This window comes from Motilimonas pumila, from assembly GCF_003596335.1.
Lineage (GTDB): Bacteria > Pseudomonadota > Gammaproteobacteria > Enterobacterales > CBDFNC01 > Motilimonas > Motilimonas pumila.
The window spans coordinates 73567-98668 of record NZ_QZCH01000004.1 but is presented as its reverse complement, the minus strand read 5'-3'; the positions used below and the strand labels follow the sequence as shown (position 1 = coordinate 98668).

18 protein-coding genes and 2 tRNA genes are annotated in these 25102 nt (G+C 45.0%); 12 read left to right on the top strand and 8 right to left on the bottom strand.

What is annotated here, in order from left to right; genetic code table 11:
- Window positions 1–168: 168 nt before the first annotated feature.
- Window positions 169–1815 (bottom strand): AMP-binding protein, encoded by a 1647-nt coding sequence (locus D1Z90_RS05720; RefSeq protein WP_232525204.1) that lies wholly within the window; start codon window positions 1813–1815, stop codon window positions 169–171.
- A 374-nt stretch (window positions 1816–2189) separates the two neighbouring features.
- Between D1Z90_RS05720 and D1Z90_RS05715 the strand changes: the two genes are divergently transcribed.
- The 3 genes from D1Z90_RS05715 (at window position 2190) to D1Z90_RS05705 (ending at window position 8409) form a co-directional block, all read left to right on the top strand.
- Complete coding sequence (locus tag D1Z90_RS05715) at window positions 2190–4985, top strand: glycosyl hydrolase family 18 protein (protein WP_119909787.1); 2796 nt, start codon at window positions 2190–2192, stop codon at window positions 4983–4985.
- 168 nt (window positions 4986–5153) lie between these two features.
- Window positions 5154–6542, top strand: a complete 1389-nt coding sequence (locus tag D1Z90_RS05710; protein WP_119909786.1) for a glycosyl hydrolase family 18 protein — start codon at window positions 5154–5156, stop codon at window positions 6540–6542.
- A 496-nt stretch (window positions 6543–7038) separates the two neighbouring features.
- Window positions 7039–8409, top strand: coding sequence for a glycoside hydrolase family 18 protein (locus D1Z90_RS05705; RefSeq protein WP_119909905.1), 1371 nt, complete (start codon window positions 7039–7041; stop codon window positions 8407–8409).
- 75 nt (window positions 8410–8484) lie between these two features.
- Here D1Z90_RS05705 and D1Z90_RS05700 read toward each other — a convergent pair whose 3' ends face one another.
- The 6 genes from D1Z90_RS05700 to D1Z90_RS05675 all read right to left on the bottom strand — a co-directional run bounded on the left by D1Z90_RS05700 (window position 8485) and on the right by D1Z90_RS05675 (window position 12965).
- Window positions 8485–8949, bottom strand: coding sequence for a 2-thiouracil desulfurase family protein (locus D1Z90_RS05700; RefSeq protein ID WP_119909785.1), 465 nt, complete (start codon window positions 8947–8949; stop codon window positions 8485–8487).
- 84 nt (window positions 8950–9033) lie between these two features.
- Window positions 9034–9642 carry a thiol:disulfide interchange protein DsbA/DsbL gene (locus tag D1Z90_RS05695; protein ID WP_119909784.1) on the bottom strand — a complete coding sequence of 203 codons (609 nt, stop codon included), beginning with the start codon at window positions 9640–9642 and terminating at the stop codon, window positions 9034–9036.
- Window positions 9643–9688: 46 nt separating this feature from the next.
- On the bottom strand, window positions 9689–10675 hold the full coding sequence (locus D1Z90_RS05690) for a serine/threonine protein kinase (RefSeq protein WP_119909783.1): 987 nt from the start codon (window positions 10673–10675) through the stop codon (window positions 9689–9691).
- A complete protein-coding gene (ccoG, locus tag D1Z90_RS05685) occupies window positions 10675–12081 on the bottom strand; it encodes a cytochrome c oxidase accessory protein CcoG (RefSeq protein WP_198419059.1) in 1407 nt (468 codons plus the stop codon). The genes D1Z90_RS05690 and ccoG overlap by 1 nt, the downstream gene beginning before the upstream one ends.
- Before the next feature lie 85 nt (window positions 12082–12166).
- Window positions 12167–12430, bottom strand: a complete 264-nt coding sequence (locus D1Z90_RS05680) for a YihD family protein (protein WP_119909781.1) — start codon at window positions 12428–12430, stop codon at window positions 12167–12169.
- A 178-nt stretch (window positions 12431–12608) separates the two neighbouring features.
- Window positions 12609–12965: a hypothetical protein gene (locus D1Z90_RS05675; protein WP_119909780.1), complete on the bottom strand. Its 357-nt coding sequence runs from the start codon at window positions 12963–12965 to the stop codon at window positions 12609–12611.
- A 211-nt stretch (window positions 12966–13176) separates the two neighbouring features.
- On the opposite strand from D1Z90_RS05675, the gene D1Z90_RS05670 reads away from it, so the two are divergent.
- The 3 genes from D1Z90_RS05670 (at window position 13177) to lexA (ending at window position 15475) form a co-directional block, all read left to right on the top strand.
- The gene (locus D1Z90_RS05670) at window positions 13177–14181 is read left to right on the top strand and encodes a D-alanine--D-alanine ligase (protein WP_119909779.1); all 1005 of its coding nucleotides are present in this window, start codon (window positions 13177–13179) and stop codon (window positions 14179–14181) included.
- A gap of 141 nt (window positions 14182–14322) precedes the next feature.
- Complete coding sequence (locus tag D1Z90_RS05665; RefSeq protein WP_438941736.1) at window positions 14323–14766, top strand: c-type cytochrome; 444 nt, start codon at window positions 14323–14325, stop codon at window positions 14764–14766.
- 85 nt (window positions 14767–14851) lie between these two features.
- Window positions 14852–15475, top strand: a complete 624-nt coding sequence (gene lexA, locus D1Z90_RS05660; protein ID WP_119909778.1) for a transcriptional repressor LexA — start codon at window positions 14852–14854, stop codon at window positions 15473–15475.
- Window positions 15476–15481: 6 nt separating this feature from the next.
- On the opposite strand, the gene D1Z90_RS05655 is transcribed toward lexA, so the two are convergent.
- The gene (locus D1Z90_RS05655; protein ID WP_119909777.1) at window positions 15482–17893 is read right to left on the bottom strand and encodes a putative bifunctional diguanylate cyclase/phosphodiesterase; all 2412 of its coding nucleotides are present in this window, start codon (window positions 17891–17893) and stop codon (window positions 15482–15484) included.
- A gap of 191 nt (window positions 17894–18084) precedes the next feature.
- Here D1Z90_RS05655 and D1Z90_RS05650 point away from each other — a divergent pair, with 191 nt between their 5' ends.
- The 6 genes from D1Z90_RS05650 to D1Z90_RS05625 all read left to right on the top strand — a co-directional run bounded on the left by D1Z90_RS05650 (window position 18085) and on the right by D1Z90_RS05625 (window position 25102).
- Window positions 18085–18921 (top strand): DNA ligase, encoded by an 837-nt coding sequence (locus D1Z90_RS05650; RefSeq protein ID WP_119909776.1) that lies wholly within the window; start codon window positions 18085–18087, stop codon window positions 18919–18921.
- 91 nt (window positions 18922–19012) lie between these two features.
- Window positions 19013–19089: transfer RNA gene (locus D1Z90_RS05645), tRNA-Arg, on the top strand.
- 26 nt (window positions 19090–19115) lie between these two features.
- Window positions 19116–19191: transfer RNA gene (locus tag D1Z90_RS05640), tRNA-His, on the top strand.
- Window positions 19192–19434: 243 nt separating this feature from the next.
- Window positions 19435–20769 carry an efflux transporter outer membrane subunit gene (locus tag D1Z90_RS05635; protein ID WP_158587062.1) on the top strand — a complete coding sequence of 445 codons (1335 nt, stop codon included), beginning with the start codon at window positions 19435–19437 and terminating at the stop codon, window positions 20767–20769.
- Entirely contained in the window at window positions 20766–21962 is a 1197-nt protein-coding gene (locus D1Z90_RS05630; protein WP_119909774.1) for an efflux RND transporter periplasmic adaptor subunit, read from the top strand. Before D1Z90_RS05635 ends, D1Z90_RS05630 begins: the two co-directional genes overlap by 4 nt.
- Window positions 21962–25102: an efflux RND transporter permease subunit gene (locus tag D1Z90_RS05625; protein WP_119909773.1), complete on the top strand. Its 3141-nt coding sequence runs from the start codon at window positions 21962–21964 to the stop codon at window positions 25100–25102. Before D1Z90_RS05630 ends, D1Z90_RS05625 begins: the two co-directional genes overlap by 1 nt.

Genomic DNA, 25102 nt, shown 5'->3' with positions numbered 1-25102 from the left:
AACACGACACTTGGTAACGTAAACTATGCTGTCATTTATAACAGAAAAGAATAAGATCTTTAATTTCATATTCTAATAACTTATAACAAAAGGGTGCTGAAGTATTTTGTGCAGGCAGGTGTCATTTTCATGCTTTCGCTAGGGGGAGTGAGCCCCTAGCTTATTAAATTAGTGTTCGCTCCAATAAACAGGCTTTTGCTCCATTTCAAACAAATGCTTGTAGGTCTCTTCAACTACATGGCGGCGCACTTTCAAGGTGGGGGTCAATAAATTGTTCTCGATAGTCCACGGCTCGGCCATTACGATTACTCGGTCTAAGCGCTCATGAGACTCTAACTTACCATTAATAATATTTAATAGTTCAGTCAAAGCCGATTCGAGTGTACTTTTCTCTTGCTGTTTAACTTCATCAGCCAACACCACAAACGCGATGGGTTGCGGTAAACCTGCCCCAGTGACACACACTTGATCAATCAAAGCCGAGTCTTCAAACTTGGCTTCTATTGGCACCGGCATCACGTACTTACCTTTGGCGGTTTTAAAAATATCTTTCACCCGGCCTGTAATAGTCATAAAGCCCTCGTCATCAATCTCAGCTTTATCGCCGGTGCGAATAAATCCATCTTCGGTGAACAAGTCTTTGCTGAGCTCAGGCTGCAAATAGTATTTTGACGTCATGGCGTCACTTTTAAACAGCAACTCTCCTGCCTCAGACAGCTTGATTTCTGCACCGGGGCCGACGCGTCCCACTGAGCCAATCCGCGCCTTATTAAATGGAACGTTTAAGGTGCCGTAGGCCAACGTTTCAGACATGCCCCATGCCTGGCAAATATTAATATCCAAACGCTGATACCAGAGTAATAATTCACTGGAAACCGCAGCAGAGCCACAACCTAGCAGACGGGCTTTTTCAAGGCCGAGCGCTTGTTTTATCTTGTTTTTCACCATGCCGTTAATGAAAGGTATTTTGAGCAAAATATTGAGCTTTTGTTGGGACATTTTCTCAAGAATGCTCTGTTGGAACTTAAGCCATAGCCTTGGCACAGACAAGAATAAAGTAGGCTTAATAAACTTAAGGTTGTCGTTAAAAGTGGCTAACGACTCGACAAATGCGACTTGAATCGAGCCTGACATCAAGGAGGTACCTTGAATGTACACGCGTTCGGTAATGTGCGCCAAAGGCAGATAAGACATTGCTCTGTCACCCGCTTCTACTGCTAATACCTTGCAAATATTGTTGGCGGCTTGAGCATAGGCACCGCACGTCATGACAACGCCCTTCGGCTCACCCGTACTGCCGGAGGTATAAATAATGCTCATTTTATCGGCAGGATCATATTCTTCAGCAAACGCCAGCGGCTGGTTATTTTTCAATAATTTCTGCCAATGCATGGCAGCGGGCATGGTGTCGAAAGGGAATGCGATACGTAACACGTCAGCTTCGATCCCCTTTGCTTGTTCAGACCAATTATCCAAGTTACCCACAAAAATGGCTTTTGCTTCACTGTGCTTGAGCACATAATGAATGGTATCGCTGTTGGCCGAAGCATAAATAGGCACGCTGACCAAGTTGGCGAGCATGATGGCGTAGTCGGCAATAAACCATTGAACACAGTTTTTCGATAAGATAGCAACGCGATCACCCGCCTCAAAGCCCATGGCCTGTAGGGCAGATGCCATCTTTTGCGCTTGCTCTGCAACTTCTGCCCACGTGTAATCCTGAAACTGTCCTGCCACTGGTTGGCGTAGATAAACGCCGTTAGGATTCGTTTCAGACCAATGCTTTAGTGCGAGTAAAGGATGTTCAAACATCATCATAACCCCTTAGTAAAAGTGAGGTGCGATCTTAATTTGAATAAAAAATATAACAATAAGGATCGAATTAACAAAAGTTTAGTTACAATACGCTATATAATACAATGAGCCAATGCATTCTACCGAAGCCGGCTTCTTTAACTTAGTGGCTATTATTTAAATTTCGGTATTGTTTTTTGACTAATTAATTATTTTTCGAATAGCGCGTGGTCGTGGGGAGTTAAACTAAAGGATTAGTTTTCGATATGGAGATCACAGCCAAGTGAGATGCTGTTTGCGTCTGGAACACGGCTGGTTTCTAATTGAACGCTTCGTCATGACTAGAGCGATAGTGCCGAAAGAATGGCCTAGATATAAAGGATTTGATACACCCCATGCGTTTTTTGTTGCTATTTCTGAGCGCCTTTAGCTGTTTTTTTTCAAGTGCCTCTTACGCTTCAGAAGAGAAAGTCATCTTTGCTTATTACAATCAATGGGCAACTTACAGCCCTAGCTATCATATTAATGATATCCCCTTAGCTCAGGTGACTCATCTAGTCTATAAATCTGCCAAAGTAGATGAAGACGGCTATGTCGACGTGGGCGATGAATTCGCTGACATTTCACAAGCCTACCCGGGCTCTGAAGAAGAAGCCGACTTTGCTGGCACCTTTGGCCAAATGGTGCTTGCCAAAGAAGCTAACCCACAGTTAAAAACCCTTATTTCTATCGGCGGCTGGGGTCGCTCCGACCATTTTTCCAACATTGCTGCCGATGACGAGCTTAGAGCTAACTTTGTAGAGAGCGCTCTTGAATTCATGCTTCAGTACCAGTTTGACGGCATCGAAATTGATTGGATTTATCCTATTGCTTCAAAACGTGTTGAGCAACAAGGTCTTGAGGCAGACAAAGCGAATTACCTCAAGCTGATGATAGAGCTAAATCGCGCTCTTCATCTGCTCGGTAATGACCGAAATAAAAAGTTCCTATTAATCGCTTCAGTATCCGCGGCACCTGAGTACACCGATAAATGGCTGGTAAGAGACGTTTCTAAATACTTAGATTATATAAGTTTAACAACTGCTTACATGCATGGTTGGTGGGAGCAGGTAACCAACCACATTGGACCGCTCTACCTTGGCCCAAGCACGCGACAAAAGCTGCAAGGTTTTGACACGGAACAAAATTCAATTAACCAAGCGATTCAAAGTGTACTTGATGCCGGAGCACCCAGCCATAAAGTAGTCTTGAACGCCGCCGCGTTTGCCACCGGTTGGGACCAAGTAGAGCAAACTAATAACGGCTTATTTGAAGAGGCTGGCGCGGTAAGTTGGGGTAGCTGGGATTCATCTGGTACCGGACGCCAAGGTTTATATAGTCGAGGTCATTTAATCGGCTTTATGGACGATCCCGAGTACCAATTATTCTGGGACGATGAAGCTAAAATGAACTGGCTTTATAACCCGAACAAAAATAATGGCCATTTTATTACTTTTGAAAACGAAAAGTCCCTTACCGCGAAAGTGGCCTATATTGAAAGCAATAATTTGGCTGGCATTGCGTTAAGGCAAATACACAACGACGTGAAAGGCAAAGATTCATTGCTGCGCACGTTGCACACCATAATGTACCCTTGGCAGGCCATTGCCTTCAAAGGCAAGCTGTTTTATCAAACTTATAAAGCTCGAATCTGGTTAACCGTGGCGTTTTTGGTAGTAATGTCGAGTATTTTGCTGCGTTTGATATATTTACAGCGAAAAGAAGAAGAGCTCGACCTTCGAGATCGTAATCAATACCTAAAATTAAAGTCGCAGTTGCAACAACTGAATAATCCTTTACAGGGCATTGCTGCCTTAGCCCAGCGATTACCTCAGCACTCTGAGTCGATTACCGAACCTAGCTATACGCAAATGTTGCAGGTTGGCCAAACTGGTCAGCAACTGAATTATTTAGTACACCATTTGCTGCAAGACACTACCTTGTCTCATAGCCCGCGGCAACCTGAACCAGAAAGCGTGGATATTAACGACAGCTTGTATGTATGTGGCAATATATTATCCCCATACTTTGAAAGCAAAAAAGTTCAGCTGTCTAATTTAGGCATTGCTAAGCGAACCATGGTCATTGCCGACCCGAGTTACTTACAAAAGCTGTTGATCACATTACTCTCATGGGCAGCAGACAGCGCTAATAAGCACGAAAAAATCACTCTCACCACTGAGCTAGATACGCGCCACGTTAGCTTAACGATTGCGGTGAATGGCCCCGCACCAAGCATCAGCATAGCGCAGTTACCCAACATGACGGCTATTAAACAGTGTGTAAACCTGTTAGGAGCAGAGATTCATTATCACTCGAGTGATAAGCAACAGAGCTGCGTATTAACCTTGCTAAGCTCTAAGCAAGAGCCTGAAAAACTTCCTGAGATTCAAGTGACTCCAAGCACACAAGCACCGACTGCCCAAGCTTCTTCCCGTGATGTTCAAACAGCCGAAAAACCGTCTGATTCAACCTCATTAGAGCCAACTGCAGAACGCTTGAAGACCTTGCAGCACTTTTCATCCCAAGCAACAAAAATAAAAGATATCAATGAGTTAGTAAAAGAGGCATTTGATGTTTTTGTCAATGACCCTAAACATCCGAAAGTAGAAGTGATGCGCGGTGATAACCTGGTACACAGTAATACTGAAGAGGATGATAAAGTAGATGATGGAGTGTCTATATCTCACCCGGACCTTGATGACTATAAATTCCAGCTTTACAGTCGCGAGCCATTGGGTGAAGAAGATATCTATTACTACCACAGCTTAGTTGCGCAAATACAGATGGTTCGTCGTCAGCTACACGAAATCACCAAAGAGCCGCAATTATTGTCCGAGCTATATGAAATTGCATCTCGCAAAGATAAGCTGTCTTATATTAAAGCTGAAAATGGTTACAGCGGCATCTACATGCCAAACCAAGCTGATCCCACTTATTTATCCTTAAGGCTGAAAACCATCAAAATGTATTTTGATGACGACGCCTTATTACAAGTTCACCGCTCATGGTTGGTCAACCCGAAAAAGGTGATTCGCATACAACAAATTAGCAAACTGAAATATGAGGTTGAAGTGGATAATCAGAAAATCCCTATCGCGCGACCTTACATTCCCGTGCTGAAGCAACATTTCCCACACTGGTTTTATTAGGCCATTGCTGCGCCTTTGAGCGCAGCAAAGCGTTTTTCTTCTCATTCGAATTAATAAATTTCAATGAAAATTGTGATAAGTCATTCACTTTTCAATGAGAAGTTGTCATTATTCTCTCCAAATTGGGTATTTACCCACCTTCAAGGATGACGTACTGGGTCGACAGGAATGTTACAGCGACTGATTTTTTTAGCGAGCGCATGGTTACTGAGTAGTATTCATGTCGCGGCAGCAAATGAGCAATTTAAAGTGGTCGGTTACCTGCCATCCTGGCAGGGCAGCTTAGACGCGGTACAATACGACAAACTTACTCACTTGAATTATGCGTTTGTATTACCCAACTCGGATGGTACGTTACAGCCAATATCGCAACCACAACGACTGATAGAAATGGTCAGTCGCGCTCACAGTGCTGGTAAGCTAGCTGGCGTGGCTATCGGCGGCTGGAATCAAGGTAATGATAGCGCATTCGAGACCTTAGCCGCATCTGCATCAAGCCGGCAAGTGTTTGTTGACCAAGTATTAGCCTTGGTGCACAGGTATGACTTAGACGGTATCGACTTAGATTGGGAATACCCGGATCCGGGCGTTAGCAGCGCTAATTATACGCTATTAGTACACGCCTTAAACCAAGCATTAAAGCCACACAATAAATACTTAAGTGCCGCGGTAATCGCATATGGTCCAACAGCTGCGGGGATAGCTAAAGAAGCGTTACCTCACATCGATTTTTTTAATCTGATGGCATACGATGCAAACGATCATCACCATTCAAGTATGGAGATAGCTCAGGCTAGCCTTAATTACTGGTCACAACGAGGTGTTGAGCCGAGTAAACTGGTACTTGGAGTCCCCCTTTATGCACGGCCAAGTTGGCAGAGTTATAACGATATTATTGCCGCTAATCCTGCGGCTGCGTGTCACGACGAAATTAACGGTAATTTCTATAATGGATTAACCACCATACGGAAAAAAACTGCGCTGGCCCAAGCTAAAGGTGGCGGCATTATGTTGTGGGAACTCAGTCAAGATGCACAAACAGAGTGGTCACTGTTAAGCGCAATTCACGCAGAGTTAAATCAGCAGCCCAATAGTTTGTGTGAAAGTAATGACAGCCTAATACTCTTTGCCCCAACTACAGCGCCGAGTATTCCTCCCCAAGAGGCACGTTGGCAAAGCAATGAGGTTTACATAGGCGGAGATCGTGTCCGCCACAACCATATCACTTATCAAGCAAAGTGGTGGACTCAAGGTACCGAACCGGGCACCACTGTGTGGGGACCGTGGCGCGAAGTGTTTGATTATCCAGCGACCTTGCCTCCCACGCTCATCCCTGTAGCAATTCCACCCCAAGTCCATACTGCAACCTCAGAGTTATTAAACGAGCCTATCGTTTTGCCTACACCAGCCATAGCGGAAGATTGGCGCGATAATCGTATTTATCTATCTGGGGAGATAGTTAACTACCAAGATCAGCAATGGCAAGCAAAATGGTGGACTCAAGGCGAACCTCCTAGCCAATCACAATGGGGCCCTTGGAAGCCGCTGCATTTATAAAACTAATGCCGTGACAAGCTGTCATAAAACAGGCTTATGTACTATGTTTTATTTGTGCGGGCGACGTCACATTCAATCTTTATGCAACGATATTACATTTTTAGTCAAAGAAATAGACCAATAGTACCCAGTTAAACCGTTAAAAAGATACGGTTAACGGATCATTTCAACATTTATCAATTATCCTTGTAAGCTTTCAAGTGATTGTTTTAATTTGGTATTTGGTTTCACTTTAACTCTATTCTATACCTATGAACCCTTGGCTTAGTATGTCTGTAAGTAACACGGTTTGTAGCCATATCTAACAGCTAAATAGCATATCTATATCACTTTTCTGAGATCCATCAATGAAGACGACTTGCAGGAAAGATAGCGGTAACATACTGTTATTCATGCGTTTATTGTACATACCATGATGTCCTAAATTAGGCCGACTATGATTAACCATAAAAATCTGACAATATTTCAACCACGTCAAACAAGGAAGGTGATGCAAATGACATCCAATATTTTTAAGCTATCAGCGCTCTCAGGTGCACTATTAGCTTCTTCTATTTCATTTGCCTACGCAGACTCTCGTTATGTAGAGGCACCCAAAACCCGTCCTTATAAAGAATACAACAATACCTCTGGTAAAGTAGTCGCTACCTACTTCCCAGATTGGCGTTTACAAGGTGAAGTTTATACCGTTCGCAATATGCCGGTTAAAAACATGACCCATGTAATTTATGCTTTCCTGACTCTCTGTGGTGAACATAACTACGTTGCTGAAGGCCTTAAAAAGTCTCTTGCGGAAACTTGCAAAGATAAGCCGCCTTTCAGTGCGGTTATCGCAGACACAGAAGCCGCGCTCGAAGTTAAGTTTGATAAAAAGCCAGCTGAGCAAGAGTACTACGGACATTTTGGTGAGCTGAAAAAGATATACCAGCAGAACCCAGACTTGGTTATCTTACCTTCGTTTGGTGGCTGGACTTTGTCTGAACCTTTCCACCAAATGGCTAAATCAGAAGAAGGCAGAAAGAATTTTGTAAAAAGTGCCGTGGCACTCATCGCAAAATATGACTTCTTTGGCGGTATCGACATTGACTGGGAGTACCCTGGCGGTGAAGGTAATTCTCATGTTGCTTGGCGTGGTACATCGCTAACCGATGAAGAAAAAGCCAATGAGCGCAAAGCATATACCTTGCTAATGAAAGAGCTACGTGAAGAATTGGATGCACTGGCTAAAAAAACGGGTAGAAAATACGAGCTATCGGCTGCCGTTAGCGGCGCGGGTAGCAAGGTCGAAGCAATTGACTGGCAAGAAACACAACAATACTTAGATTACGTTTTTGCCATGACATACGATTTCTTCGGCGGTTGGGGGCCTAAGGTGGGCCACTTAACCAACTTACACGCAACGAAAGACACCGTATGGGGTATCAGCGTAGAAAGCATGCTGACTACGTTAGAAACCGCAGGTGTTCCGAAAGAAAAACTTGTCATCGGCGCAGCATTTTATGGCCGAGGTTGGGAAGGCGCTAAATGGGAAAAACCGGAACAATTCCCAGAAAGCGGTACCGAAGGTAAAGCCTTAGCGAACCCCAATGGGGGTGAAGCGGGACTGTTTACTTACAAGGAAATCATGCGCCGTTACATGGACCAAGGTGGTTATGAATACGGTTATGATGAAGACGCTGAAGCAGCATATGTTTACAACAAAAATAACGGTGGCTTCATTACATTTGACGACCCTAGATCGATAAAAGCAAAAGCAAAATTTGTAATCGATAAAGGCTACGGTGGCATATATTCGTGGGAAATCACCTCGGATGACGGCTCTTTGTTAAAAGCGATGAACAAAGGACTTGGCCACAAAACCAAATAGTTGCAAGGGAGGTTTTCCTCGCTCAGCTATATTTGCTCCACTGATCCCAGGAGCCCTTTCCCGGTGTAGGCCCATTCACCGGGAAAGGATTTTTTTTAACCTCTGCTCTAATCGCTCAAGCTGTTGTTCACTAAATACCGCAATACCATGCTGACGTAGTAATGCAGTTGTGACTCCCTCACCAGTGACTAACTGTCCCTGAAAACTGCCATCATAAGCCTGAGTTACTCCGCAAGAAGGGCTATTTTCTTTTAAGATGGCAAAGCTAATATTATGGCGTAAACAGGTGCTTAGTGCATGCTGAGCACCTCGTAAAAATGCCGCTGTTACATCTTGTCCTTGCACCGTGATAACACGCTCACCTTGCCTTTCAGCTGGCGCTCTAGGTGTCGATAAACCTCCCGCTTGTTCAGGACAAAGGGCGATTAATCGTCCTTCCTGTTGCCACCGAGACAAAAGAGGGTGCTGCACCGCTTTACTGGTGCCATCATAGCGCACGGGGGCACCTAACAAACAAGCGCTGACGAGTACTTTCTCCATTATCGACCTCAGAGTATAAACAAATAAGCCGCTCTATTGAGCGGCTTATGAAAGGTGCATTTTTTGAGCCGGTTAGCCTAGCGACTAGTCGGTCTTTTTAACCAGGTAATTAACCAGCGCAGAGTACTCTTCAAGACTAGGCACTGAGCGGGCAATTACTTTGTACTTACCATTAACCACAATCGCAGGTGTGCCACGGATCTCGGCTTGCTCTGTATTACGAGCCATTTGCTTAAGCTTGCCGTTTACCGAAAAGCTCTTTGCTACTGAGTCATATTTTTCACCGTTAATACCTATGGTTTCAAATACGGCTTTGACGTCATCTACATTCGCCATACGTTGTTTTTTGTCATGGATTGCAGAGAACATAGCTTGCGACAGCTCAGGTTCCACTTTAAGCACTTCTGCCACTGCGAATGCACGAGTGAGCTCCGGCCCCATGTCGCCACCTAAGAACTCAACGTGGTTCTTTTTGAAGGTAACACCAGGATCTACGCGCTCTTTAATTTGTGCCACAAACGGGTAAAATTTATAACAATGAGGACAAAAGTAAGAGAAGTACTCCATTACTTCAGGCTCTTGTGTCGCCACTTCTTTGATCACTTCGTAGTGTGTGTTTTCTTCATATTTTGCAGCTTGAGCCAACGGCAGAAAGCTAAAAACAGTTATAAACAGTGTTAACAAGTATTTCATTTTAAATTCCTTTATCCCTTGTTACAGTAATGCTTCGGTTTAATAATTAATAACCCGGGCGCAAAGAGAGCACCGGCTCATCCATCACAGCAAGCTGTTCTTTTATTGCTAGCACCTGATCTTCCCAATATCGCGGCGTATTAAACCACGGAAAGTTATGGGGAAATGCAGGGTCTTGCCAGCGCTTTGCCAACCATGCCATATAATGTACCATTCGCATAGCCCGCAACGGTTCGATTAATGATAATTGGCTAACGTCAAACTCGCAAAACTCCTCATAGCCCATTAACAGAGTATCCAGTTGCAATAGTTTTTCTTGTCTATCACCCGATAACATCATCCATAAGTCTTGTACTGCAGGGCCCATTCTTGCGTCATCAAGATCAACAAAGATGGGTTCATCGCGCCATAAGATATTGCCAGGGTGGCAATCACCATGCAGACGTATTTGTTGATGAGGGGTCAACTGTTGCTGCGCTTTATCGATAAGTAAATCCAAGGCAGTAAAAAATGCCAAATCGATATGGCTTGGAATAAAGCCAGAGGCACGTAAATACTCTCTTGGCTCTAGCATATAACTTTCGATATCAATTGTTGGGCGATGCTGAAATTGACTTTGCTGTACCGCCGCATGCGCACGTCCCATAAAGCGGCCGACCCACTCTAATTGCTCAAGGTTGTCGACTTCAAACTCGCGACCTCCAGCACTGGGAAACAAACAAAACCAAAAGCTTTGGTAATTAAACAAGCTTTTCCCATCGAACTGCATCGGCGCCACAATAGGCACCTCACTCTTTGCTAGTTCGAATGCCAATTGATGTTCTTCCAATATTTGCGCTTCACTCCAACGTGCAGGGCGATAAAACTTCACCACATACCGACGTTGATCGTCTGCTTTGAACTGGTACACCCGGTTTTCATAGGAGTTCAGTGCTAATAAGCCTGATTCAGGGTAAATCCCGCGAGATTCAATCGCGTCTAAGATCAGGTCAGGCGTAAGAGAGGCGTAGGCAAAATCCTTTTGCTCTGTCATTAGCGGCCACCACTGAAAAAGCTGGTTTCTTTACTCACTCGCTCATCAGCACCCACTTGTTCAATGGTAAATTGTACCTTGGAAACTGATTTATTAAGGTCATACGGGTCAACAGACACAGAGATAGGCTGACTAAATACTTCACCAGAAGCAATCGTCAGTTCTGTCGGGCCAACCCAGTGTGGGTCCGTCAATCCGGTCACCGAAAGCCGATAGGTTTGCGTTTGCGGCGTTTTATTAATGACTTTAAAGGTATAAGTATTCTCCACTAACCCTTCAATAGTTTCACGGTAAAGCGCGTTTCTGTCCCGCAAGATATCGAAGCCGATGCTGGAAATACTCATTAAATTCCAAACGAATAAACCACACATCGCCAATAATACTAAACCGTAGCCAATGATTTTCGGTCGAACAACGTCGGTCTTCTGTCCTTGTAATTTATGTTCAGTGGTATAAGCAATTAGCCCTTTGTCATAGCCCATTCTCGTCATTGTATTATCACAAGCATCAATACACGCACCACAGTTGATGCACTCGTATTGCAAGCCATCGCGAATGTCGATACCGGTCGGGCACACTTGCACACAAAGGTCACAATCAATGCAATCACCCAAACCTAATGCTTTAGGGTCGGCTTTTCGAGAGCGAGGGCCACGGGTTTCACCGCGCGATTCATCATAGCCAACGATAAAGGTGTCTTTATCAAACATCGATGATTGAAAACGCGCATAAGGACACATGTGTGTACAAACGATAGAGCGCATCCAACCCGCATTAAGATAGGTACAAGTCGCAAAAAATAGCACCCAAAAGGTCACCGCAAAACTGGCGTTAAAAGTGAAAAAGCGGCTATAAAGTTGCTCTACAGGCACAAAATAACTGGCAAATGCTAGCCCGGTGAGAATAGACACTGCCCACCACGCAGTATGTTTTGCCGTTTTACGCCAAATCTTGTTGCCACTCCAGGGACTTTGGTCGAGTTTTTTTCGTTTATTTGCTTTGCCTTCAAACAACTCTTCAAACCAAATAAATATAAAGGTCCATACCGTTTGCGGACAAGTGTAGCCACACCAGACACGGCCAAGGTAGGTGGTGAAAAAGAATAAAGCAAACGCGGCAATAATGAACACCCCGGCGAGCAGGGTCAGATCTTGTGGGAAAATAGTCAGCCAGAAAATGTGGTATCTGTCTTGGTCGATGTCAAATAACACCGCTTGGCGACCGTCCCAACGCAGCATAGGCAAAGCGATAAATAACCCCAGTAGAAACCAGCCAATTACCTTTCGCAGCCGTTGAAACACGCCCTTTACACTGCGAACATAAATGGTACTACCAGGATCATAACGATCCACGCTGGCTTTTTTATTTGCTTTCGTCCCTTTTGAGGGAAGCTCTTTGACGTCAATTTTGTTGACGGAGTTCTTTTCTGACAAAACCGGATCCTCACATTGCGCTGCGTTGCTTCTTTGAGCGACTTATGCAGTATTAGTTTTATTCTATACCGCGAGCTTTTAACAGCGCAGCTTTAAAGTCGTTTTCGCAGTCTTTTTTAATGCCTGGGATCATGTCTCCTTCAGGGGTTTCAAGCATTTTCAGATGATAAATAATCAAATCATCTGGCACTTCGAGTAAATCGCCTTCATATCCGGCTTCTTGCGCCAGCTTTGCCAATACTTGAGCCAGACTTAAGTCAGCGTGCTTCAGCCAATAAGGTTGGAGTAATTCAATCACTTCATTTACGCGGTGACACTGCATCGACAGATCCTCTTAGTTATCAAAACAACAGGCCATATTATTTACCGTTACGAGGGCATAACACAGCACTTAATCAAACAAGTATACGGGATTGGGGTCGGTGAATAACAGTAATAATTGTAGGGAATAAGCTAGCAGGAAGAAGTTATCAGGATGGCAAGAGGAGCCACCCCTTGCCTTAGCCAAAAATTAACTCTGGCTGCGTTGGCGGTGCGCGTGAAGGCGGCTTTACCTCAATTTGGTTATGCCACAAAGGCACTGCCATATAAGGTAAAGACAGGGTATCAATTTGTGATTGCGCCGCTAATTGAGAGAGCTTAGCAGGAGAGATGAAAACGGAAGCAAAGCCCAAACACATAGGGCAATAAGAGCTGCTGATGGCTTGAGCGCCGTCAGTGTCAGCGAGCACAACCGGGAAAAAGCCCGCTTGGCCACAAATGAAGACGTGTTTACCATTGCTATCAACCGAGGACGAGGCAGCCAAAGTCATCAGTAACACAGAGACTGATAAGAGGTATGCAGGTGCTTGTTGCATTAGGGAACGTCGGAAGATCATCACAGCCTCATATTTGAGCAGTTTTTAATTTAACCTAAATTTGATTTTTTCGCTAAGCATTCTTGCCATAAGCGCTCAAAATCAGGCAAATGTCTTGAGTGTAAGACTGAAATCACGCTTTCAGCCTAGCCCTATGTCTGCCTGACAGGTAATATCTGAGCCATTGTCAGAGTCACCAAAAAAATACCTTATGAACGCTATTAACGTACTGCTGTTAAGCGGCGGAGAAAGTGCCGAACACGAAGTTTCTTTGCGCTCCGCGCAATTCATTGCATCCGCATTATCCAGTTTGCCCCAGATTGCTGTAACCGAAGTGGTCATTAACCAACAAGGGCAGTTTACCGATAGTCAGGGCCAGTTTTGTGAGTTAAGCATGGACCGTCGTTTAACCTTATCAAACGGCGACTCTGTGGAAGTCGACTTTGCCATACCTTGTATTCATGGCTACCCAGGTGAAACCGGCACAATCCAATCTTACTTTGAGATGATAAAACTGCCTTATTTAGGTTGTGGCCCCGAAGCGAGCAACCTTTGCTTTAATAAGATCAGTTCAAAAATGTGGTTTGACGCGTTACAAGTTCCCAACACGCCATCTCTCTTTTTAACCCGTTGCGATGAAGCAGCCTTAGCAGAAATAACGCAAGCATTTGAGCAATGGGGCAGCGTATTTATCAAAGCCGCCTCTCAAGGTTCTTCGGTGGGTTGTTACCTGGTGAATGACAAAGCTGAACTGAGACACAAGCTTGAACTGGCTTTCGGATATTCAGATTATGTCTTGGTAGAGCAAACGGTGAAAGCCAGAGAATTAGAAATTGCGGCCTATGAATACCAAGGTGAAATCATTGCCACAGTGCCAAGTGAAATTATTTGCCCAGACGACACATTTTATACATACGAAGAGAAATACGCCGCCGACAGTCATTCGTTAACACAAGTCACCGCGAAAAATTTATCGGCAGAGCAAGTTGCCCAAATGCAGCAGTATGCAAAAACCGTTTTCAGGGGCATGAAATTACGTCACTTATCACGCATCGACTTTTTCCTTACCGACGATAATCGCATCTTACTGAACGAGATAAATACCTTCCCGGGAATGACTGCAACCTCTATGTTTCCTAAGATGTTGGCTAACCACGGCCACGATTTCAGTCAATATTTACAGCAAATTATCCTGAGGTGCACCAAAAGTAATTAGTCACGGTGAGCTGACAAATGTTGCGTTATAAAGGTGAGAGCAAGCTTTAACTAATGTTGTTTAACACTTAGGGTTAAATGGATATAATTGTTATAAAATTAAAACTAATAGCCATAGGATGGCAAAAATTTGGAGTTCAATGTGATTAAAGCTAAAACCATAAACTTAATTCGTGGAGTAATGATTTTATTCGTTGCAGCCTTTTCTATTCAAAGCTTAGCAAGCTCTGCTGATATGTCTGAAGACGCAATAGCAGAAAGGGTTAAACCGGTTGGTAATGTTTATTTAGATGGTGAGTTGCCCGATGTTGCTGCGGCTACAAGCTCTTCGGAAGCAAGCTCTGAGCCTAGAGACGGTGCGACTGTTTATAATACAAAGTGTATGGCGTGTCATGCGACAGGTGCGGCCGGAGCCCCGATTAAAGGCGATGCGGGACAGTGGGCTGCGAGAATCAGTCAAGGTAAAGAAACCCTTTATTCTCATGCCATTAATGGCTTCAACGCTATGCCTGCCAAAGGAACATGTATGGACTGTAGTGATGACGAAATTAAAGTGGCCGTTGACTACATGATTGAAGGCCTATAACGCTTAACGTTTAGTCTAACTGCTTGTTAGGCAGAGAAAACCTGTATATACTCACAGTTAACTGTTAGTATATACAGGTATTATTATGAAGCCTTTAACGAAGCGACAAGCACAGATTCTAGAGCTAATTCGAGATCAAATTAACTCTACAGGTATGCCCCCAACACGTGCTGAGTTAGCACGCACTCTAGGCTTTAAAAGTGCCAATGCTGCTGAAGAGCATTTAAAAGCCCTTGCCAAAAAAGGGGCGATAGAAATTTTGCCAGGGACTTCTCGAGGTATCAAGTTAGTTGATAACCCAACTGCAAATGATGACACTATTCCTCTTGTCGGCCGAGTAGCCGCAGGTGAGCCGATCTTGGCTCAAGAGCATGTTGAGTGCGATTATAAAATCGATCCTACAATGTTTCACCCCGAAGCCCATTTCTTACTGCGTGTCACTGGTATGAGCATGAAAGATATAGGGATTTTAGATGGTGACCTTTTAGCTGTTCACAAAACTCAAGATGTAAAAAATGGACAAGTCGTTGTTGCTAGAATTGAAGATGAGGTAACAGTAAAGCGGTATGAGAGAGAGGGCTCAGCGAAAGATGTTTTGCTGCATCCTGAAAATGCTGACTTTGAAACTATCGTCGTCGATTTACAATATGAATCATTTGACATAGAAGGCGTAGCTGTTGGCATTATTCGAAACACTTCATGGATGTAGATGAGGTCACACCTCAAATAAGTGTTGTATTTCTCCTGGTCTCATAGGCTTGGAGATGTAGTAACCTTGGCCGTATTCGCAGCCAATCTCTACGAGCTTTTCATGCTGCTGCATGGTTTCAATGCCTTCGATAATGACTTGGAATCCCAAGTCATTACTGATATCCCTCACCGCGCGCATCAGTGATAGGTCTTTCTTTGAACTTAGCATTCTTTGTGTAAATGAATGGTCCACTTTTATAAAGTCTATGGGGTACTCAAATAATGCATTCAATGAACTAAACCCTGTACCGAAGTCATCCATGCCTACTTTGACGCCTGCTTGCCTGAGCTTTTCTAATGAATCAAACGCGGTTTGATTTTGCCTCACAAACTCTTTTTCGCTGAATTCAAATACTAAGCTATTAGGTGCAATGCGACAGCGCTTAATGGTTTTAATGAGCTCATTCACTGCCGGTTCACTCAGCAAATGTTTCGGCGAGAGGTTAACCGCTACGCGGATATGTTTGTTGCTGGGGTTTAAGTGTTGCCATTTCTTTAATTGAATGCAGGCTTGCTGCAGTATGTGCCGGTCTAATTCGATAATTAACCCGCTGCGTTCAGCAAAAGGGATAAAATCTAACGCCCTTCGTAATGTACTGGTTTTATCTTGCCACCTTGCAACTACTTCAAAACCCATTAACGCGTTGTCCCTTAGGCGGATCATAGGTTGGTAGTGTGGAATAATTAAGCCTTTCGCAAGCGCGTTTGATAGCTTGTGCTGCTGGATTTGCTCTTGTTGCTGATATTGCATTTCTTGATAAAAGCAAAACTCGCTGTCTTGGGATTTAGCCTGATACATGGCCATGTCCGCTTGCTGCAATATTTGCTCAACAGAATGAAAGCTGGCATTTACCTGACAAATTCCCAAGTGGCAGCTGGACTGAATTTGCAAGCCTTTTACGGTTAATGGTTGACTGAAGCTTTGAATGATTCTTTCAGTTATATCCAAAATGTCTTGCTGCTGGCTAATTCGATCAAGTAATACAATAAACTCGTCTCCGCCTAACCTGGCGACAATATCATTTTGCCTGATGCATTGACTAAGTAGCCTTGCGATAGCAATGAGCAGTTGGTCGCCAATGTGATGGCCATGGCTTTGATTAACGGTTTTGAACTGATCCAAATCTATAAAGACGACGGCAAACGTTTCACTTGGGTGGCGTTTTACGCGTTTCAGCGCTTGGTCTAATTTCTCCGCGAATAAGGCACGGTTCGGCAATTGAGTTAACGAATCGTACAAAGAGCCATAGCTTAGTTGTTCTGTTGCACTTTGATACTGTTTGAGCTCGTGCTCTAAGCGCTGATTTGTTTGGTGCAGGCGTTCAAGTTTTTCTTGTACCTGTTGTTCAAGGTTTACTTCACTTTCAATCGAAAACTGCAGCATTTGCTGCTGCATGACCAGGCTGCAAAGCGCGGCGGTGTAATTGATAAGCTCTTGAATAATTGTATTTATTTTATGTTTGTTGTCTTGGCTTGATAAAGCAAACACGCCAATTATATTGCCTTGATGCGTCAGCGGCGTGCCATACCAAGCGATATTCTGTTGCGTATTCGGATCTAATTTGTTCAACATTAATGGGGTGAATAAGCGGTTTGTGCCGTGCTTGATAATGGCTTCTGCCAGTTGTTTGTGCAGTGCCGTCGCACAAACTTTGCCACTTGAATATTGCATACTTAAATGCCCGTCGTGCTGCAGCATCACATGCAATTGTACGTCACTCAGGTAATTAATAAGATAAGCGTTCAATTGTTGGCACAACTGGTCTGTAGCCAAGTTTTCAGCGGCTGTCATGGCTAGCTGGCGGTAGATGTTGTAGCGAGTATGGCGTTCGTTCGACCACTGTGAGATTTCGCGGATCCGGGCATGCATAATTTGAATAATCAGTGCGTACCACTGCGGAAAGTGAAATTCCGCCTCGATAAAAAGGTATAACTCAGGGTGTTTCAAGTTATTCAAAGGCAGCTTAATTTGTTGCCATTGATGACCTTGAGACTCCGCACTGTATTGGCGAAGCATCGACAGACAGTCTGCTGCGTTGCTTTGACTATGGGTAATGGCTTGTATCGCTAAGCTGTCTTCATGATTGCCCAGAGCTAATTGATAGACGTATTGCTTTGGCCTTTCTGAGCTAAAATCCATCAGAAAACAATGTTGTACGTTGGCAACCAAACTCAAAAAATCGAAACAAAATTCCAGCAGGGTATTCACCGCTTGGGCATTATCGTCTGTTTTGTCGATATTAGAAGCGTACTGAGGCGGTAAGGGAACTTGAAATAGCTCACTCAGGGCTTCACTCATGTGTTTATTGGTATGCAAATCAAATTGCAGAGGCGATTGAGGCTGCCTGTCCGTGTGCCATTGCGGGTTTTCCTTCACCGAGAGAGCCTCACATTATTGATGTATCCTTTAAGATTAGCAGCCAAAATTCAGTGAGCAATAAAACAGCAATAATTGGTGCTTCTTTCTTAACGATAGCTGCGCTTTGACGGTTGGGTTTGAGCCCCTTTCATTTTTATTATCCCAAGCTATGGTTAACCATACCCCTTATCTCAAACAGGGCCATATTGATGCGGCCATATACCTTGCTTTGGAGCATGCTATTTCTTTTTACGCTGTCTGCTCATGCTGCCAAGCCGCCAACCATTACTCTGGCTAAAACTTATCAAGGGGATGAAGTTCTATCAGATTATTTTGTCAGTGAGAAGTTTGACGGTGTCAGAGCCTTTTGGGACGGCCGTCGTCTGATTACTCGAGGTGGCCACCCTATTATTACGCCGTCTTGGTTTACTGATGGCTTTCCTACTCAACCTTTAGATGGTGAACTTTGGGCTGGCTATGGCCGGTTTGATCAAGTATCCGGATTGGTTCGCAGTCATAATGCAAAGACTGAACGTTGGCGTGAGGTCATCTTTTTGGTATTTGATGTTCACCAATACGAGATGACATTCGGTGAGCGTTATCAGTTAATGGCTAAGTTGCTAGAGGCTTCAGATAACTCCTATATTCGCCTTGTTAAGCAACGCGCTATTGCAACGCCTAAGGCATTGACGCAACACCTCGATGATGTACTTGCCAAGGGCGGTGAAGGTTTAATGCTCAAGAAAAAAGACAGTCTTTATCAGTTTGGCCGCAGCAACAGTTTACTCAAAGTGAAGCGCTACCAAGATGCAGAAGCAACCGTGGTAGGCCACTTGTCTGGCAAGGGCAAGTTTCAAGGTTTATTAGGCGCCTTGCTCGTGACAACACCACAAGGCCTACAATTTAAGATCGGCTCAGGCTTTAGCGAACAAGAGCGAAAGTATCCACCGCCGATTGGCAGCCGTATTCAATACAAACATTATGGCCTGACTCCACAAGGTGTGCCCAGATTCGCTTCCTACTTAAGGTTAAGACCAAAATTATAAGCTGAAGTAAGCAATGGATTTTTTGATTTTTTCGTCAAAAGTACTGGACTCGAATAATACAAATCCGTACTATTCCCAGCTCTGATGTTTGGCACCCGTAGCTCAGCTGGATAGAGCGTTGCCCTCCGGAGGCAAAGGCCACAGGTTCGACTCCTGTCGGGTGCGCCATGTCTTCGCAAAACATCAAACTAGTGGCGGATGTAGCTCAGTTGGTAGAGCCCCGGATTGTGATTCCGGTTGTCGCGAGTTCAATCCTCGTCATTCGCCCCATTCTTACTTGTGACCTTTCCTGTTCCAAATATCAATTTTTAAACTTCTTTTAACTCTATTATCAAACTAAGAAATAGCCCTGTTGCTGTTTATCATTTCATTGATATTTAGCAGTAAATCAGTGTAAATACTGAACCATTGTCGCCATTAGCCAGTATCATGTAGGTAACCTTTTTAGAAGTTGATGGATCAATGCGCGCTCTTTTGCTTGGCTGTAGCAGTTTTTTATTATTGGCTTGCTCTGTGCAGTCCCCTTCGGAACCGACCCCTGTGTTGTTGAACCCTGAACAATGGGTGAGTGAGCATTTGGCTGAATCAGGCTCGGATCTCTTTAGTCAGTTAGAAAACATCCCCCAGTTAAAAGCCTTGGTAGATGAGGGCTTAAGTAATAACCCGCAGTTACAACAAAGTAAAAGCCAACTGGCAGCCAGCGTGGCGCTGTTAGAGCTGGCGCAGGCTGAAATGTGGCCTGAAATTTCGGCTTATTTAACGGCAGGCCGGCAAGATAATGGTAATAATATCGCTAACTCCGCTCAGCTGGGAATCGATTTCAACTGGGAAATTGACCTATGGGGAAAGTTGGATGACCAAGCTCAGGCAGCATTATTAGACGCCAAAACACAGCTGCATCAATATCAAGCCGCACAGCAAAACTTGGTGGCAACAATAAGCCAAGATTGGTTTAATCTGCTCACCGCGCAGCAACAGCTGGCGTTAATCGAACAACGCAGAGATAACTTACAGCAAAACTTGGCCATTATTGAAGACGGTTATCAATCGGGTATTCGTCAATCTCTCGACGTGTTTCTGTCACGGGCTGATGTCGCTGGCGCGCAAGCTAATGTGGCAGGTAAGCAAGATCAGCTTAACCAATCCAGTCAGGCGTTAGAGCTAAGCCTCGGCCGTTATCCTAGCGGACGATTACGGGCAACCGGAGAGTTGGCGCTCAATATTGCTAAATTGCCTGCCGGCTTACCTTCTGAAATGCTGCAGCGCCGACCTGATATTCAAGCGGAGTACACCAATTTGAGCGCAGCGAATGCGCGAATTGCGGTCGCTTACAAACAGAAGTTTCCCAGTTTGCGCTTAACTTCCCGCGTAGGAGGCAGTTCTAACGAACTGAATGATTTGCTGCAGCCTGAAAGCCTAGTTTGGAATGTCTTTGCCAACCTGACTTCGCCGTTACTTGATGCGGGTCGTTTACAAGCTCAGCAACAACAAAAACAAGCTTTAGCGGAAGCGGCATCCGCTCAGCTTCGCAACAAAGTATTGAGCGCGTTTGCAGAAGTGGAGTCTGCTTTAAATGCTGAAACGTCTTTGGTTGAGCAACTCGATAGGGTCATTGTGGCCGCCGACAATTCTATTCAGGCCGAACAATTAGCGTTTGAGCAGTATCAAGCGGGTTTGGTGGAATACGTGACGGTATTGGAGTCGCAACGTCGCTCATTTGATAGTCAAAGCACCCGTATTGATATTCGTAACCTACGGCTGCAAAACCGCATCAATCTACTACTAGCTTTAGGGGGCGGGTTACCGCAAGCCCCACGATGGGCTGAATCCAAGGAAGTAACACCATGAAAAACTCTGCTATCTCGCCGTGGTTAGCGCGCAGTGGCCGTTTTATATTGCCTCTTATTATTGTTGCCATCAGTGTGTTTGTGGCGCAGTATTTAATGGCTAACAAACCGGAGGCTAAGAAACGTCCACAGGCGAAGTCGGCCAAGGTACAAGTGGAAGTAGTCACGCTTTCTCCTCAGCCTTACCAAGTAAAGGTTGCAAGTTTTGGTACCATTTCCCCTCGTAGTCAGGGAGCATTAGTTAGCCAAGTAGCGAGTACGGTAAATAGCTTGTCAGACAGTTTTGCCGTAGGCGGCTTTTTTGAACAAGGGGACGTCTTACTCACTCTTGACCAGCGCGATTTTAAAGCTGCTAAAAGCATTGCTGATGCCAGTTTAGTAGAAGCGAAACTGGCCCTTGCTGAAGAACAAGCGCGAGCTGCCCAAGCTAAGCGAGACTGGCAACGGTTAGGCAAAGGAAGCAAAGCCAATGAATTGGTGCTGCGTAAGCCGCAATTAGCTGCTGCTCAGGCCGCGGTGAGTTCTGCCAAAGCTAAACTTGAACAAGCCAAGTTGGATTTAGAGCGTACCGTGATACGTGCGCCATACGCGGGCAGAGTACTACAAAAGCATGTTGATTTAGGCCAGTTTATTAATAGCGGCACTCAGCTAGCTAATATCTATGCCGTTGACTATGTGGAAGTGCGCTTACCGCTTAATAGCAGTCAGCAGGCGGTGATTGATTTGCCTGAGCTATACCGTCAAGGCCAAGCCGAACCAGCACAACCGCAGGTGACCATCGCCGCGCAATTTGGCCGTGACAGTTTTCACTGGCAAGGACAAATTGTGCGCACCGAGGGGGCCCTAGATACCAACTCTCGTCAGCTGTATGCCATTGCGCGTATCGATGACCCTTACGGTGTGGTTAATCAAGACAAACCACCGCTAAAAATCGGCCAGTTTGTCGACGCAAAAATTACCGGTAAAACGTTGCAAAATGTGTTCGTATTACCGCGCCATGCGGTGTATCAAAGCCGCCAAGTGATTGTTTTTGAAAATGGCACCTTGCAGCGTAAAGACGTCTCTGTTCGCTGGGCCGACGATGAACACTTTGTTATCGACTCCGGCTTAACGGCTGGGCAAATGCTGGTCACCACGCCATTGGGCAACGTGATTTCGGGCACCCAAGCGAAACTCGCGACGGAGTCACCTTAATGCATGGTTTAATTCGTTGGTTTACACACAATCATGTCGCCGCAAATTTATTGATGGTGCTGATTTTAGCTTCCGGGCTTTATTCCCTCAAAACCAAGATCCCTCTTGAAGTTTTCCCTTCATTTGAGATGGATTTGGTTTCTGTCAACGTTGCGCTGCCTGGTGCAACGCCGGAAGACGCCGAAGAAAGCTTAGCAATTCCCATTGAAGAGGCCATTCTCGATGTTGAGGGCATTAAAGAGGTTACTTCTACATCTAACGAAGGCGCGAGTCGCGTTACCATAGAAGTCGATCCTAATTACGATACCTTTCGGGTAAAAGACGAAATTAAAAACCGTGTTGATGCACTGAATACATTGCCCAGTGATGCTGAGCGACCGATGATCAGCCAAACCATTCACCAGAAAGAAGTGATTAGCGTGTCACTGTCTGGGGCATTGTCTGAGCTAGAATTACGGCAGTTGGGTGAGCAGGTTCGCGACGATTTACAGTCTATTGCTGGTATTTCTCACGTGGCGCTTGAGTCGGTGAGGCCTTATGAAATCTCAATAGAAGTGTCGGAGCTTACATTACGGGAATATAACCTCACCATGGCGCAAGTCAGCGATGCGGTGAAAGCGGCGTCGCTGGATTTATCGGGAGGTAGCATTAAAACCTTGGGTGGTGAAATTTTGCTGCGCAGTAAGGGCCAAGCGTATCGCGGCGATGAATACGGCAACATAGTGGTTCGTACAGCTGCGGACGGCTCACGCTTGCTGCTTTCGGATATTGCAACCATCAAGGATGGCTTCGAAGAAAACCCCATTAAATCTCGCTTTAATGGCGAGTCTGCCGTCATGATTGAAGTTTATCGGGTAGGGCAGCAAAGTGCGATTGAGGTAGCTGAAAAAGTCAAAAGTTACATCGCTGAAAAGCGCCCTCATTTACCCAATGGCGTGAGTATTGATTATTGGAAAGATCGCTCTAAGGTGGTGAAAGCGCGGATCAAAACCTTGACCGATAGCGCAATCCAAGGTTGTATCTTGGTCATCATTTTACTGGCGATTTTTTTGCGCCCTTCTATCGCCATCTGGGTGACCTTGGGCATTCCTGTGAGTTTTATGGGGGGCTTGTTAATGATGCCCACCTTAGATATCACCTTAAACGTGATTTCCTTATTTGCGTTTATATTAGTACTGGGCATCTTGGTGGATGACGCCATTGTTACCGGAGAAAACGTTTATGCCCACCAGCAGCGTGGCAGTTCACCGTTAAAAGCCGCCATAGAAGGCACGCAAGAAGTTTCTGTGCCGGTCACATTCGGCATCTTGACCACTATTGCTGCATTTGCGCCATTGTTGATGATAGAAGGCACGCGAGGCAAAATTTTTGCGCAAATTCCCCTTATCGTCATCCCTGTTTTGCTGTTTTCTTTGATTGAGTCGAAGCTGGTATTGCCGGCGCATTTAAAAAACATTCAACTACGCCAAGCTAAGCCTAGCCGTTTTAGTCGTTGGCAAGAAGCCTTTGCTAACGGGTTTGAACGCTTTATCTTACGGTTTTATCGACCATTTTTAGCCAAAGTGATTCGCCGCAGATACTTGTCGTTGTCAGTGGCGATAGGCATTGCGATTATTGTTTTTACCATGGTTTTCAGTGGTTGGACGCGCTTTATTTTCTTCCCTCGGGTACCGGCAGAGACTGCCCGAGCAGTCGTGACCATGCCTGCGGGCACCGCGTTTGCCAGTACGGATTTTTACGTGCAAAAAATGCTGGATGCTGCGATTGAACTACAAGATAAATACCGCGATCCTGAAACCGGCGACAGCGTGATTCTCGACATTTTTTCAACCACGGGATCAAGTGGTGGCCAAGGCAGCGGTAATGCAGCCAAAGGCCGAGTCATGTTTGAAATTCAACCCCCTGAAGAACGAACGATTACGGTCTCAACTAACCAGTTAGTAAAAGAGTGGCGCTCACTGATTGGCCCTATTCCTGGAGTAGAAAGCTTAACCTTCCGGGCTGAAATTGGCCGCGGCGGCGATCCTATCAATGTGCAATTGAGTGCAGCAGATTTTTCCGTTTTACGCCAAGCAGCAGATGACTTAAAAGCGCAATTAGCGCTTTATCCTGGGGTATTTGATATCGGTGATAGTCTGGCTAAAGGTAAAACTGAACTGCAGCTCAATATTAAACCGCAAGCCCAAGCCCTTGGCCTGACATTGGCAGATTTAGCGCAGCAGGTACGCCAAGGTTTTTATGGTTATCAAGTACAGAGGATCCAGCGAGGCAGGGAAGACGTTAAAGTATTTATTCGTTACCCGGAAGCGGAGCGACAGTCTTTGTTCAATCTAAACAACATGATGATCCGCACCCGTGATGGCGCGCAAGTGCCATTTGTGGAAGTGGCTAGCGTTAGCATAGGCCAAAGCCCGGCCAGTATTACGCGTAAAGATCGTAAACGTATTTTGAATGTAACCGCCGATGCAGAAAAAGAAACCGCTGATATTGAAGCGATAAAGCGTGACTTACAGCAGGTGATGTCAGATCTCTCATTACAATATCCAGGCTTAACGTATTCTCTTGAAGGCGAGGCAAAAGAGCAAAGCGAGTCGTTTACCAGCTTGGCATTTGGCTTGTTTTTTGTGTTGTTTGCTATTTATGCTTTATTGGCGATCCCATTTAAGTCTTACACTCAACCTTTTGTGGTGATGTCGGTGATTCCTTTTGGCGGCATAGGCGCTATTGTGGGTCATTGGATCATGGATATGCCGCTTACCATTATGTCGATGATGGGCATGTTGGCGCTGACGGGGGTCGTGGTCAACGACTCCTTGGTGCTGGTGGATTACATTAACCGCCAACGAGCGAAAGGTATTCATGTGAGAACGGCGGTGCGCAGTGCTGGGGTTGCCAGGTTTAGAGCCGTATTGTTAACTTCAATCACCACGTTTGCGGGCTTGATGCCTTTGATTTTTGAAAAGAGTACCCAAGCGCAGTTCTTGATCCCGATGGCGGTGTCACTTGGCTTTGGCATTTTATTTGCCACCATGATTACCTTGCTATTGGTGCCAGTGAACTACCTGTTATTGCATGACTTAAAAGTTGCGTTGAGTCGATTTAAAGCTTACCAGTTTGGCACCGCGGTCACTAAGGTATAA